This window comes from Mangrovimonas sp. YM274 (assembly GCF_030908385.1).
Lineage (GTDB): Bacteria > Bacteroidota > Bacteroidia > Flavobacteriales > Flavobacteriaceae > Mangrovimonas_A.
Genome location: NZ_CP133091.1, coordinates 1052501 through 1066184, shown reverse-complemented (window position 1 = coordinate 1066184; position 13684 = coordinate 1052501). Strand labels below are relative to the sequence as shown.

Genomic DNA, 13684 nt, shown 5'->3' with positions numbered 1-13684 from the left:
TTTGTGGGCGCGAAGGGATTCGAACCCCTGACCCCTTGGGTGTAAACCAAGTGCTCTGAACCAACTGAGCTACGCGCCCTTGCTTGTTGCGGCTGCAAATATAATCTAGTTTTTTATTTCTCAAAACATTTTTTTGAAAAATTTTTACTTACGTTTCTGAACTAGATTTTAATACTTTTCAATAAACATAAGACCCTCTATAAATAAGAAAAGCTTCTCGATATGAGAAGCTTTTTCTGTGGGCGCGAAGGGATTCGAACCCCTGACCCCTTGGGTGTAAACCAAGTGCTCTGAACCAACTGAGCTACGCGCCCTTCCTAATTGGACTGCAAATATAGTCTAGTTTTCCATATCTCAAAAGCTTTTTTGAAATATTTTTCAAATTATTTCCGCCACTACAAAAGTGCTTCCTCCAACATAAATAAAGTCACTTTTACCCGCATGCTCTCTAGCTGTTTTTAATCCCTCATTTACACTAGAATACACCTCTCCAACAAAACCATGATTTAAAAATTCGTCCTTCAAAACGTCTGCATCTAATCCTCTTGGCATATCAGGCTTGCAGAAATAATAAGTCGCATTTTTTGGCATTAACTCAAAAATTGGCTCGAGCGATTTATCATTGACAACTCCAAAAACTATATGAAGTTGCTGATAATTTTCTTTAGATAATTGTTCTACGATATATTTAAGCCCTTCTTTATTGTGTGCCGTATCACAAACAATTTTTGGGTTTTCTTCAAGAATCTGCCAACGTCCTTTCAATCCAGTATTCGCAGACACCTTCTTTAAACCTGACTGCACAGCTTCATCTGAAATAATAAATTCATCCTTTCGCAACAATTGAATAGCCTGCAACACCGTTTTGATGTTCTTCTGCTGATACAGTCCTTTTAAATCACTCTCATATACAGAACCTATTTCTTGATCCGCAAAATGAATCTCGGCGCCCTCTTCCCCAGCCTTATCCTTAAATACAGCTTCGGTTTCTTCTTGGGTTTCCCCAATCACGACAGGAACATTCCTTTTGATAATGCCTGCTTTTTCTTTGGCTATAGACACCAAATCATTCCCCAAAAATTGGGTATGGTCCAAACCAATATTGGTAATCACCGAAACCAAAGGCGTAATTATATTGGTAGAATCCAGTCTGCCTCCCAACCCCACCTCAATGATAGCGATATCCACTTTGGATTTGGCAAAATAATCGAATGCCATCCCAACCGTCATTTCAAAGAATGACAGGTGATTGTTTTGAAAAAAGTCTAGATGTTTATCTATAAAATCAACTACAAAGTCTTCTGAGATGTCTTCACCATTGATTTTGATGCGCTCTCTAAAGTCCTTTAAATGTGGTGACGTATAAAGCCCTACTTTATAGCCTGCTTCTTGAAGTATAGAAGCCAACATGTGGCTGGTAGACCCTTTTCCATTGGTACCGGCCACGTGTATGCTTTTAAAATGATTTTCAGGATGATTTAGCTCTGCAGCCAGCAACAAAGTGTTGCTCAAATCTTTCTTATAGGCAGATGTACCTAAATTTTGATACATAGGTAACTGCTTAAACATCCAGTTCACAGTTTCCTGATAATTCATATGTCTACTGGGTTACATCAAAATTAATGCTTACAAATCCTACCTGTCTGGCAGGTGCTTTGGGATCAGCTGGCCATTTATGCGATAGGGCAATTTTTTTAGCTGGTTCCAATAAACAAGGGTGTGTATTTGTTGTACCTCTAATACCTGGTTCGGCCGCAACGACATTACCACTTCTATCCACCTCAATACGTACAACCACCAATCCATATTCATTACAGTCCTGTCTGAATATTTGCTTGCTAGGGGTTCCTCTACCTCCTAGACCATAACCTACCCCTCCTTTTCCAGGACCACTACCTCCAAAATAACTTGGGGCATACGGATCACCATCCAATTGACCTTTATCTCCTGGTTTTCCATCTGGGCCTTCACCTCCGGCTTCCGTACCTTCGGAATTGCTGACACCCCCTATTAATGCATCCAACGCTTTTTTCTTCTTAGCCTCTTCTTGTCTTTTCTTCTCTTCCTCCAAACGTTTCTTTTCAGCAGCTTCACGTTTTTCACGTTCAACACGTTCGGCTTCAGCTTTGGCTTTGGCATCAGCTTCCTTTTTCTTCTTAATAGCAATGGCTTCGGCACTTTCCTCCGTGAGCACATCTTCAGCTTTGGTTGCTGTTTCCGTAACTTCTTTAGGTTGTGGTTGCACAGTTTCTTCTGGCTTCACCTCCTCTACAGGGGTTTCAACAGTTTCCTTAGGTGGTGCCAAAGGTTTTGTGGGCTGTACATCGCCACTTCCTACTGCAGAATTTCCAAAATTAACGGCTACGCCGTATTCCTCTGGCGGATCCAAATATTTATGACCAACTACAAATAACAACAATATCAAAATCACCATAATCAATGCGGTAATCTTGGCCGAGTTGCGCTCATATTTGGTCTCAAAATATTTCATATTAATTATTCGGTTTTACTGCTAAAATAACCTTGAACTTGTTTCTATTGGCAATGTCCATAACCTTAACCACGTTATCTACCGGTACAGATTTTTCTGCACGCAATACCACCGTTGGTTTGTCCTGTCCAGCAAGTGCAGAAACCAATTGGGTTTCCAAAACACTTTCTCCCACCAATTTTTGGTCTATATAATATCTTAGATCTTTTGTAATGCTAACCGCTACCGATTTCTTGTTTTCGGTTTTACCACTGGCCTTTGGCAATAAAATATCAATGGCGTTTGTGGTTACCAAAGTAGATGCCAACATAAAAAAGATCAATAACAGAAATACAATATCCGTCATGGACGACATATTGAATTCTGGCGTGACTTTATTTCTTCCTCTTAAATTCATTAGATAGGCTCATTTAAGTGATCCAAGAACTCTAAAGAATTTGCTTCCATTTGGTACACAACCTTATCGGTTTTTACCACTAAATGATTGTAAGCAATATATCCAACAATACCAACAATTAACCCGGCAACTGTAGTTGTCATGGCCGTATACAATCCATCGGCCAATAGTTTAATATCGATTTGACCTCCTGAATTGGCAATTTCAAAGATTGATAGAATCATACCAATTACTGTACCAAGAAATCCGATCATTGGGGCTGCACCGGATATCGTGGCCAATACACTGACATTTTTCTCTAAGCTATAAACTTCCAATCTCCCGGCACTTTCAATGGCGGTATTGATATCTTCCAAAGGCTTCCCAATACGGGTAATCCCTTTATTGATCAATCTGGAAACGGGTGTATTCACTTGGGCGCACAACATTTGAGCCGAATCAATTTTCCCATTACTAACATGATCCTTAATTTGGTTCATGAAATTGGAGTCTACTTTGGAAGCATCCTTAATAGCAAAGAGACGTTCAAAATAAATGTAAACCGCCATAATCAACAGGATAAAAAGAACAGCAATAATTACTTGTCCGGCAAGACCGCCACTTCCAATAAGTTCAATGATGGAAAGTGTTTTCTCTACTGGTTGTTCTTCAGTAAGTAATTCTGCACCTTCTTGTAGGTTAAAAGATAACATCATGGTTATAAATTTTGAGTATTAGTTCTAATTATTGTTCTAACGTTGGTTTTGCAACGAAAGTATATTTTAAATTAAAGTTCTTGTGACCATAAATGCTGCAGCTCCGACCAAGAACCCAACAAGAGCCAACCAAGCAATCTTTTTCAAGTACCAGAAAAAGTCTATTTTTTCCATTCCCATAGCAACTACACCGGCCGCAGAACCTATAATCAACATGCTGCCTCCGGTTCCTGCTGAATAGGCTATAAAGTGCCACAACTCATTATCCAAAGGCTCAGAGAACATCCCTAAACTAGCCGCTACCAATGGTACATTATCGATAACTGCAGAACCTACTCCCATAAGCATAACTACCAAATCTGAAACACCTTCATGATGCAATTCGGTTCCTAACATAGGCATGGTGTCTTGCAACGATTGAGCGAACCCAAATAAAATACCTAAAGACTCCATAGCGGCAACCGCCAATAAAATACCTAAGAAAAATAAAATACTTGGCATTTCAATACGCGACAATGAATGGTGCACTGGACTATGATGCCCCTGGAAAGCTTCATCATCTGAGCCAGAATCCATTAAAGTGAACTTGGTATTGCTGTAAATTTCGGCAAAAATGGCAACAACACCCAAGGCCAACATCATTCCAACATACGGAGGCAAATGGGTGACCTGTTTAAAAATTGGAACCGATACAATACCTCCCAATCCCAAATAAAACATCGTTGAACTAAACTTAGTCTTTGGTCCATCATCTTCTTCTTCTTCGTTTTCAATCTTACCTTTAAAAGCAGGTAGAAACGATGCAATAAAGGTTGGTACCAACATACACAACAATGAAGGAATAAACAAGTAAGCAAACAAGTGCCCTGCAGATACTTTTTTACCAATCCAAAGCATGGTTGTAGTAACATCTCCAATTGGCGACCACGCTCCTCCGGCATTTGCAGCGATAATGATTAAACCAGCAAACCAAATACGCGTGTTTCTATCCTGAATCAATTTCTGTAAAATAGAAATCAATACAATTGTGGCTGTTAAGTTATCAATTATCGCAGACAAGAAAAATGCCAATAAGGAAAAAATCCAAAGCATCGTTTTCTTGTTCTTGGTTTTAATAAACCCTTTAATTGTGGAGAAACCGTCAAAGTAATCTATAATCTCAACAATGGTCATAGCTCCCAAAAGGAATACCAATATTTCAGCAGTCTTTCCTAAATGATGAAGCAAGGTTTCTTCCATCAAATGCATTTTATCCTCGTGTTCAAGCAAACCAAAATTTTCCATTAAAGTATGATTTGCAGAATCGAACCATTGCGGGAAAGCGTCAATACCCAAGGCAATTAAAGCCCAGCTGATCGCCATCATCACCAAAGCAGGAATTAACTTATCAATTTTTAAATTATGTTCTAATGTAATGGCCAAATAGCCCACTACAAATACTAATACTATTACCGTTTCCATAAATTAAGTTTATATAAGTTGGCTCAATGCAATTTCAAAAGCAGTAGCACTTATACCTGTTTTTGTATTGTTTTTACTATGTACGTTTTTAATAGCTTCTTTAATTGTATTGGAAGTATCGCTAAAAATAGCGTCGTCTGTCATTTGAACACGCTGCTCCATAAAGTAAGCAAATACCCTTGCCATTCCACAGTTTGAAATAAAGTCAGGAATTAAACTCACCTTACTGTCGGTATACTCCATGATAGGTCCAAAGAAAATTTCCTTATCTGCAAAAGGCACATTAGCACCACACGAAATCACCTCTAAGCCACTATTGATCATTTGGTCAATTTGCTCTTTGGTTACCAATCTTGATGCAGCACATGGAGCAAAGATTTCAGTCTTCAATCCCCAAACCTTTTCATTAATTTCTGAAAAAGGAATCAAGTTTTCGGCAACTAGATTATTCCCTTTTTTGTTAAGGTATAATTCAGTAATTTCCTCAAATGAAAATCCTTCTTCCTTGATTAATCCTCCAACAACATCTATAATCCCAACTACTTTTGCCCCCATTTGTGACAAATAGAAAGCCGCTGCAGCTCCAACATTCCCAAAGCCTTGTACTACTGCACGCTTACCAACCACAGATTCATTTTTGATTTCATAAAAATGTTTAACAGCCTCTGCAACACCATATCCCGTGATCATGTCTGCTACGGTATATTTTCTTCTTACATCTGGAGAAAATATAGGGTTTTCAATAACCTTGATTACCCCATGTCTCAACTGTCCAATACGGTTGATTTTATCTGCAATAGTTGGTTTGAAGTGGCCTTCAAAAACCCCCTCTTGAGGATGCCAAACACCACTCTCTTCAGTAATTGGGATTACCTCATGAATCTCGTCTACGTTTAAATCGCCTCCTGTCCCGTAATAACTTTTAAGCAGTGGCGATACCGCTTTGTACCAACGTTCCAAAACGCCCTTTTTTCTTGGGTCTTGTGGGTCAAAATTGATTCCAGATTTGGCACCTCCAATGGCTGGTCCCGATACGGTAAACTTGACCTCCATAGTTTTGGCTAGGGACAACACTTCGTTCATGTCTAACCCTTTTCTCATTCTTGTTCCCCCTCCTGCGGCGCCTCCTCTAAGTGAATTTATCACCGTCCAGCCTTCGGCTTCTGTTTCTGGGTCTTTCCAATTAAATATTATTTCTGGTTCTTTTGCTTCGTACTTTTGAAGTAAATCTTTCATGTAATGCTATTAATCCTTATTGTATATAATTCGTATCATTGATGGTTCCATTAAAAATGATACAATTTCTAGTCGTTTTTTTTGCGCAACAAATATAAAAAACTAAAAATCCTTAAATATCAATTTTAAAATTATTTTACTGATAATACACTTGACCTGAGCTATGGTCATGACTTGCCCCTGTAACCGAGGCCAAACAGTTGGGCTCTTCTCTCATTTTTAAAACCCCTAAAAAACCAAAAATAAGCGCTTCTTTATAATTGATAATTTCAGAAGAAGGAATGACAATACTGGCTTTTGTTTTTGCTTTAATCCTTTCAATTAAAAACGAATTATAAACGCCTCCTCCTGTTATTAAAACGGTTCCTCCTGGTTTTATCTCGAATTCCTTCGAAATTTGGTTGGCTGCATGTTCTGTAATAGTTCTTAGTATATCTTCTATAGAAAGTCTAGCGTCATCTATTAAAGGAAGTATAGAGGTTTCTACCCATTCCAATCCTAGAGATTTCGGAAAGCTCATTTTGTAAAACTCAAGAGAATTCAATTGTTCCAACAAAGTCTCATCCAAATTTCCTGATCGAGCTATTTGTCCTTGGTCGTCATAATCTAGGCCTAATTGTCGCACATAATGGTTTAACACAATATTTACGGGACATATATCGTAGGCTATTCTACTTCCTTTCATGTCAGTGGAAATATTTGCAAAGCCTCCCAAATTAAGACAGAAATCATATTCCGAAAACAATAGGGCATCTCCAATAGGCACTAAAGGTGCTCCCTGTCCACCAAGCTCAACATCCTGAACTCTAAAATCGCACACCACTTTTTGTTCCAACAATTGAGAAATAACAGGCAGATTGCCGATTTGATATGTCAATCCCTCAGAGGGCTGGTGCAAAGCCGTGTGTCCATGAGAGCACACTGCATCCAATGAATCTATGCGATACTTTATTATAAAATCGCGTATCAATCCAGACAAATATTTGGTATAGTCTTCATCAATTTGCGAAAGAGTATCTTTAGAAAAATCGACCAAGCGTTTCAAGGTTGCCTCCCATTTTTTGGAATATGCAATTGTTTCTGCTTGATGAATTTGGTAGGACCATTTTCCATCAAAATGAAATGAAACGTTAATTAAGTCGACCCCATCCAATGAGGTTCCAGACATAACTCCTAAAACTTTATAGCTCCTTGTTGTCATATGTGTAAAAATAATAATCCTTATTGAAAAAATCGCAGCAAAATACTATATTTGCACTCGTTTTTTAACAATTCAATAATTTAATTTTTCATGATAGATTTTAAGCTTACCGAAGAACATATAATGATTCGCGATGCCGCTCGTGATTTTGCTCAAACAGAACTGCTTCCGGGCGTAATAGAGCGTGACAACAAACAGGAATTCCCTGATGAGTTGGTGAAAAAGATGGGAGACCTTGGATTTTTAGGAATCATGGTAGATCCTAAATATGGAGGTAGTGGTATGGATGCCATTTCGTATGTATTAATTATGGAAGAATTGTCTAAAATAGACGCTTCTGCTTCCGTAATGGTATCTGTGAATAATTCTTTGGTATGCTATGGCCTTGAAGCTTATGGAAATGAAGCTCAAAAAGAAAAGTACCTAACCAAATTGGCTACAGGGGAAAATCTTGGAGCATTTTGTTTAAGTGAGCCTGAAGCCGGTAGTGATGCAACGTCTCAGGCTACTACCGCTATTGACAAGGGTGATTACTATTTATTGAATGGTACCAAAAACTGGATCACCAATGGTGGCCGTGCCGATGTATATTTGGTAATTGCACAAACCGATCGTGAAAAAGGACACAGAGGAATCAACGCTTTTATTGTAGAAAAGGGCATGGAAGGTTTCCACATTGGTCCAAAAGAAGATAAATTAGGAATTAGAGGAAGTGACACTCACACCCTTCAATTTAATGACGTAAAAGTTCCTAAAGAGAATAGAATTGGTGAAGATGGTTTCGGATTCAAGTTTGCTATGAAAACCTTATCTGGTGGACGTATTGGGATTGCTTCTCAAGCTTTAGGAATTGCTTCAGGTGCTTATGAATTAGCATTAAAATATTCCAAAGAAAGAAAAGCTTTCGGAACTGAAATTTGCAACCATCAAGCCATCGCCTTTAAATTGGCAGATATGGCAACCGAAATTGAAGCCGCTCGTATGTTGGTGTTCAAAGCTGCTTGGGACAAAGACAATGGTAATAATTATGATATGTCCAGTGCCATGGCAAAATTATACGCCTCAAAAGTGGCTATGGAACAAACTGTAGAGGCTGTTCAAATTCACGGTGGAAATGGATTCGTAAAAGAATACCATGTAGAGCGTTTAATGCGTGATGCCAAAATTACCCAGATTTACGAAGGAACTTCAGAAATCCAAAAAATTGTAATTTCTAGAGGTGTTTTGAGAGATTAACTCAATAAAATACATATTGAAAAAAGTCCAACCGAATGGTTGGACTTTTTTATTTGTCATCATTAACAATAGTATGCTTTTACATAATCTTATAAATTGCTAACTGTTATTATTCTTTTAAAACTTTGAACTGCTGCTCTTGGCCTCCATTTTGATATTTTATAATGTATAAGCCTGCAGCCAATTGGCTCATGTCTATTTCAGTTCGGTTTAAATTTCCTTGTGTTTCGATAGATTTCACCAATTTCCCTGACAGATTAAATACCTTTATTTGAGAATCGCCAGTTGAATTTGGATGATTAACATGCAGGACATTGTTTGTTGGCACTGGTCCAACCCAAACCTTATTTGCTACATATGAATCTACGCTCAATACTTCCATGGGCAACTCCAACTCTGATGGAGAATACGCTCCGGTCACATCCCACACAACCCAATCAACAGAAGCACCAAACTCTCCTTCTGTAGAGGACCCATCACCAAAACGGAAGTGACTGTTTCCACTTTCAGATGATTGAGGAGTAATAGTCATAACAGGAGTGTCACTTTCATCTATATAAAGTAAAGCTTGTTCAGAGGTCATAGTAAAACGATAGGTATGCCACTCATCCAAATCAATACCTAATTCGGTAGTTTCTCCTTCTCCATTTCTTACGCGGGCTACATTAGTGAGATCATTATAGCTTTTATCAAAGGATATACGGGTTCTCACATCATTATAGTGCATATCAATATCCATGGGTACATCATAATCAGCATTTCCTTTTATACGCATTGCCACAGTTAAATTATCAACCATAATATCGTTATTGGCAAAATTCATTCGCCAATAAAAAGAAGTTCCTGGACATTCCATTTCCAATAAGTTGTTATTAGAATCATCTGGGTCTTCAATAATTTCATTGGAAAAATCTGTTCCTGCACTGGATTCTTGAAAAGGAGGATCAAATAGATCCGGCATTACATCGGCATGGTAAATAGTCCATCCCACTCCAAAAAACATTGGGGAGCTCTTAAATGACATCAATCCTACAAAAGGAATGGCAATCATTGCAACTTTTAGTAATTGTTTTTTCATAATGTTAGTTTTTAAAATTAAATATATAATCTGTCCAAAGAGAGCTCTTCTCCTTTTTAAAAATTATCAACTTAACAAACTATTTAGGGCTCCAATAACCATATTCTTATAAGAATCTATCCTTTCACTATTTTGAACTGCTGCTGTTTCTGAGCATCTTTATAATGCACCACATACAATCCATTTGCCAAGGTTGCAAGGTTAATGTAAGTAATGGTGCTCTGTTCCTTAACATTTATGGACATAACCTTTACTCCAGTTAAACTATACACTGCTATCGTTCCTTCCGGTTGCGCGGCAGCATGTTGCAATACCAAATAATCCTTAACTGGATTAGGATACAACTTAAACAACTGCTCCTCCAGATCCAATACACCAAGGGACTCCGTTTGGAAGAAATCAATAACATCTGCTCCAGCATAAAGGGGAATCAATTCTTCAACAACATCGGCAGGAAATGCTTCATACTCGTAATAGGAAGCAGGCTCAAAAATTCCTTCAGGATTCAATTCATCAAATTTTACCGAACGGCCTCCCGGGTTCAACATCTCTGGATTGATTTGTGAAGTAATTATAGGAAGTTCACTATCATCATAAGCATTCCCTACTTGCTTCAACGCCGTTGCTGGATAATTTCCCGTTTTGGAAGTAAAAGTGTTATCAGTATTTACACCATAAATTGCTTGAAAATCGGAAGCTGTTCTATCGGCGTACATTGGCCAACGCGTATTGAGATAGAAATTATTCTCGGCATATACCTGCGATTGGTTGGAAGCTGCTATACCGTAAAGCGTAATTCCTTCCACCAAATTGTTCAACACGTGAACCTCTCCAAAACGCACTCTTGGGTTTCTGGAATTACTATTGAAATAATGGTTGGCATAAAGGGTCACTTTCAATTTCCCCATATCTTCCGATCCATTGCTATCGGAATGCCCAATAAGATTGGTCTTCCAACTATTTCTCAAAATATTCCAAGATAAGGATATATAACTTGCTCCTCCTTTAACGTCAATTCCGCCATCAGGATGATCTTGATCTTCAGGTCTTGTATCAGGATGTCCAACCGTACAATGGTCTACCCATATGTGGTGGGTTTCCGGTTCTCCAATATTGATTCCGTCATCATAATAATCATAAAACGTCAGGTTGCGAATCAACACATTCCAAGATCGCTTAATGTTTAATCCAAACTTTAAAACCACATTTTGTTCACCAATAATGGTTAAATCTCCTTGCTCCTGAACCGTCAACATATGATTCCCCCAAGCCGAAGAATCGGAAGTGCCTTCTTCGTAAACCCCTTCTGTAAAAACAATGACTTCTGGCGTTGCGCTAACGCCATTGGTTCCCGAAAGCCCTTTGTAGGCCCTATTTCTATAATATAAATGCCAAGCCAACATGTCAAAATCGTCAGGACCATTCACCCAAAGCGTATCAGCAGCTCCTTGACCTCCGTTTACAGGACCATTAAAACTGAAATCGTAGTTTTGGTATTCAGCACCTGTATCAACGGAAGCAAATCCCACAGGAACCTCAAAATCCAATTCCACATCTGCTGAAAAAGTAGCCGTCACACTTTTAGAACCATCCATAGTTATGGTCTCTTCCAATTCATTACCGCTTAAGTCTCCGGCCCATCCAGTAAAGGTAGCATCCCAAATAGGCTCCGCTGTAAGGGCTACCACCGTTCCTTCTTCATACATACCGCCTTCCGGACTTAAAGTCACATTTCCAATTCCTGTAACTGACACGTCCAAACTGTAAAAAGGCAATTCCTCAAAAACAGTAATCGTCCAAGTTTTTGTGCTGTTGTCTTGCGCGGTCACGGTATATTCAACTGGACTAGAAAAATCACGAGGGGTATCTGCCGAAGGTGTTATGTCTGCAAAGGGTGAAATTGTCAACGTCGTTGGAACAAGATTGGTAACATCCACAGATTCTGGCACGGTCACTTCAATCGTTCCCGCTTCACTGTCAATGATGGTTTCTCCTATTTGATTTTCGACCAATGTGAACGCTGTAATGTCCTTTTCACTAGACACCACTTCGGAAACACTTACCAACCATTCTTTAATGGTATTACCATCTTGTGACGTTACTGTATAACTTACATTATTTCCCACAGAAAAATCCCTCGCTGTGCCTACCGAAGGTGAAATAGTTGCCGAAGGAGATATTTCTATTTCTTCAGGAATAACTGAAGTTAAATCCATTCCAATAGGAACTGATACACCAATAGTATTGGCATCTATATCGATTATTTCTTCACCTACCTGACCAGGCAAGTTAAACGTAAGAATGTCTGCTTCTGAAAACAAATCGGCACTAGATTCTATATATAAATCATGAATATGTACTTGCCCACCGCTAGGAGCATTTTCCAAACGAATGGAAGTAGTCCCAGGTGTTTGAAGTGCAGGAAAAAGATCTGTAAGCTCATATAGTCCAGTTCCCGACTGCACCACAGAAACATCACCAGCAATTATATAATCTTCCGAACCCAAATGTTGGTACTTTACCGTCACAGTCCTTGGTGTGCTTCCAGAAGATTTCATTTTAACCAAAAACACCCCACAACTAGACACATCGCCTTGCAAATAACCACCAGTACTTACTACAAGACGTCCCTCAGAACATTCTGTACAATTGTTAACTGGACCACCGGTTGAAATGGTTCCATCCGATATAATACCTTCGGGCATATCGGTTTCTTGAAAATTAAAATCAATTAAGGCTTCTTGAGAATAACTGACTTGAGTTGCCAATAGCAACAACACTAATAGGGAAAGTAGTTTTTTAATCATTAGATGCTTGTTAAATGATTATAGTTGGTTACTTGCATTCCATTTACTACGGTTTCGGTGGTTTAGCTTCAATCAGTTAAACTCCTATCCTGTAACTCGATAAAACAACAGATAATGCTGTAATCGATTACACTAATGTAAAAATTAATTATCATATCCACAAAAAAACTAACAATTTTTTACCGATATACACTATTTACAACCCAATGCTTAATATATTAGTAACTAACACCTTTATACAACTAGCATGCCATGGAATATGACGCAGTCAAATACGTTGTCAAACAGAAAGTATTGTGAATTAATTGAACTTTTTCAATCGATTACATCTTTAAGTATTTTTAAAAAGCATGTACCAAACTCTTATGAAGTTGAAGACTAGACTTAACGATAGCCCTATACCCCATACTACCACACAGGACAATAACCTTGAATCTAACGTAAAGTGAAAATATAGAGTGTTATCCTTAACCTCACTTAAAGCGAATTAACAGAAATAATTTTATCAGAAAAATAAATTAAGCGTCATAAATGGTGAAGTATCCAAAAACAAAAAAGCCCCCAGCAGTTGATGCTGGGGGCTTCAAAAAAGGCGACGACCTACTCTCCCACAGGTGCAGTACCATCGGCGCTAACGGGCTTAACTTCTCTGTTCGGAAAGGTAAGAGGTGAGCCCCGTCGCTATAACCGCCTTAAATCGTCTGTCCATTTCTGGACCAATATCTTAACATAATGGAAACATATCCATGAAATATTTTTTGCAACCTATAAAAAGAACGCGTACAATAAGCCTACGGGTTATTAGTACTACTCGGCTATGACATTACTGCCTTTACACCTGTAGCCTATCGACGTGGTCATCTTCCACGGCCCTTTAAAGAAATCTCATCTTGTGGTGGGTTTCGCGCTTATATGCTTTCAGCGCTTATCCCTTCCGAACGTAGCTACCCTGCAATGCCCCTGGCGGAACAACAGGTACACTAGAGGTTCGTCCAACTCGGTCCTCTCGTACTAGAGTCAGATCCACTCAAATTTCTAACGCCCACAGTAGATAGAGACCGAACTGTCTCACGACGTTCTGA

10 protein-coding genes, 2 tRNA genes and 2 rRNA genes (1 of these 14 only partly in view) are annotated in these 13684 nt (G+C 38.7%); 1 reads left to right on the top strand and 13 read right to left on the bottom strand.

What is annotated here, in order from left to right; all coding sequences use genetic code 11:
- Positions 1–4: 4 nt before the first annotated feature.
- The 9 genes from RBH95_RS04635 to RBH95_RS04595 all read right to left on the bottom strand — a co-directional run bounded on the left by RBH95_RS04635 (position 5) and on the right by RBH95_RS04595 (position 7481).
- Positions 5–79, bottom strand: a tRNA-Val gene (locus tag RBH95_RS04635).
- Between the two features lie 160 nt (positions 80–239).
- Positions 240–314, bottom strand: a tRNA-Val gene (locus RBH95_RS04630).
- A 64-nt stretch (positions 315–378) separates the two neighbouring features.
- Entirely contained in the window at positions 379–1596 is a 1218-nt protein-coding gene (locus RBH95_RS04625) for a folylpolyglutamate synthase/dihydrofolate synthase family protein (RefSeq protein WP_307901542.1), read from the bottom strand.
- A gap of 4 nt (positions 1597–1600) precedes the next feature.
- Positions 1601–2491, bottom strand: coding sequence for an energy transducer TonB (locus tag RBH95_RS04620; protein ID WP_307901541.1), 891 nt, complete (start codon positions 2489–2491; stop codon positions 1601–1603).
- 1 nt (position 2492) lies between these two features.
- Complete coding sequence (locus RBH95_RS04615; RefSeq protein ID WP_307901540.1) at positions 2493–2888, bottom strand: biopolymer transporter ExbD; 396 nt, start codon at positions 2886–2888, stop codon at positions 2493–2495.
- The gene (locus tag RBH95_RS04610; RefSeq protein WP_307902229.1) at positions 2888–3580 is read right to left on the bottom strand and encodes a MotA/TolQ/ExbB proton channel family protein; all 693 of its coding nucleotides are present in this window, start codon (positions 3578–3580) and stop codon (positions 2888–2890) included. Before RBH95_RS04610 ends, RBH95_RS04615 begins: the two co-directional genes overlap by 1 nt.
- A 69-nt stretch (positions 3581–3649) precedes the next feature.
- A complete protein-coding gene (nhaD, locus tag RBH95_RS04605; RefSeq protein WP_307901539.1) occupies positions 3650–5044 on the bottom strand; it encodes a sodium:proton antiporter NhaD in 1395 nt (464 codons plus the stop codon).
- 9 nt (positions 5045–5053) lie between these two features.
- Positions 5054–6280 (bottom strand): Glu/Leu/Phe/Val dehydrogenase dimerization domain-containing protein, encoded by a 1227-nt coding sequence (locus RBH95_RS04600; protein ID WP_307901538.1) that lies wholly within the window; start codon positions 6278–6280, stop codon positions 5054–5056.
- A 136-nt stretch (positions 6281–6416) separates the two neighbouring features.
- Positions 6417–7481: an anhydro-N-acetylmuramic acid kinase gene (locus RBH95_RS04595; RefSeq protein ID WP_307901537.1), complete on the bottom strand. Its 1065-nt coding sequence runs from the start codon at positions 7479–7481 to the stop codon at positions 6417–6419.
- A gap of 93 nt (positions 7482–7574) precedes the next feature.
- Here RBH95_RS04595 and RBH95_RS04590 point away from each other — a divergent pair, with 93 nt between their 5' ends.
- Positions 7575–8717: an acyl-CoA dehydrogenase gene (locus tag RBH95_RS04590; RefSeq protein WP_307902228.1), complete on the top strand. Its 1143-nt coding sequence runs from the start codon at positions 7575–7577 to the stop codon at positions 8715–8717.
- 109 nt (positions 8718–8826) lie between these two features.
- Here the strand turns inward: RBH95_RS04590 and RBH95_RS04585 are convergent, their stop codons facing one another.
- The 4 genes from RBH95_RS04585 to RBH95_RS04570 form a co-directional block, all read right to left on the bottom strand.
- Complete coding sequence (locus RBH95_RS04585) at positions 8827–9795, bottom strand: T9SS type A sorting domain-containing protein (protein WP_307901536.1); 969 nt, start codon at positions 9793–9795, stop codon at positions 8827–8829.
- Positions 9796–9911: 116 nt separating this feature from the next.
- Complete coding sequence (locus RBH95_RS04580) at positions 9912–12602, bottom strand: DUF5018 domain-containing protein (protein ID WP_307901535.1); 2691 nt, start codon at positions 12600–12602, stop codon at positions 9912–9914.
- A 587-nt stretch (positions 12603–13189) separates the two neighbouring features.
- Positions 13190–13297 (bottom strand): 5S ribosomal RNA (gene rrf / locus RBH95_RS04575).
- An 86-nt stretch (positions 13298–13383) separates the two neighbouring features.
- Positions 13384–13684: ribosomal RNA gene (locus RBH95_RS04570) — 23S ribosomal RNA — on the bottom strand (it continues 2518 nt past the right edge of the window).

Bases quoted from the DNA above. Each gene is read 5' to 3' on its own strand.
- RBH95_RS04625 (WP_307901542.1), bottom strand. From the start codon at position 1,596: ATGAATTATCAGGAAACTGTGAACTGGATGTTTAAGCAGTTACCTATG.
- RBH95_RS04585 (WP_307901536.1), bottom strand. From the start codon at position 9,795: ATGAAAAAACAATTACTAAAAGTTGCAATGATTGCCATTCCTTTTGTA.
- RBH95_RS04600 (WP_307901538.1), bottom strand. From the start codon at position 6,280: ATGAAAGATTTACTTCAAAAGTACGAAGCAAAAGAACCAGAAATAATA.
- RBH95_RS04595 (WP_307901537.1), bottom strand. From the start codon at position 7,481: ATGACAACAAGGAGCTATAAAGTTTTAGGAGTTATGTCTGGAACCTCA.
- RBH95_RS04615 (WP_307901540.1), bottom strand. From the start codon at position 2,888: ATGAATTTAAGAGGAAGAAATAAAGTCACGCCAGAATTCAATATGTCG.
- nhaD (WP_307901539.1), bottom strand. From the start codon at position 5,044: ATGGAAACGGTAATAGTATTAGTATTTGTAGTGGGCTATTTGGCCATT.
- RBH95_RS04620 (WP_307901541.1), bottom strand. From the start codon at position 2,491: ATGAAATATTTTGAGACCAAATATGAGCGCAACTCGGCCAAGATTACC.
- RBH95_RS04580 (WP_307901535.1), bottom strand. From the start codon at position 12,602: ATGATTAAAAAACTACTTTCCCTATTAGTGTTGTTGCTATTGGCAACT.
- RBH95_RS04610 (WP_307902229.1), bottom strand. From the start codon at position 3,580: ATGTTATCTTTTAACCTACAAGAAGGTGCAGAATTACTTACTGAAGAA.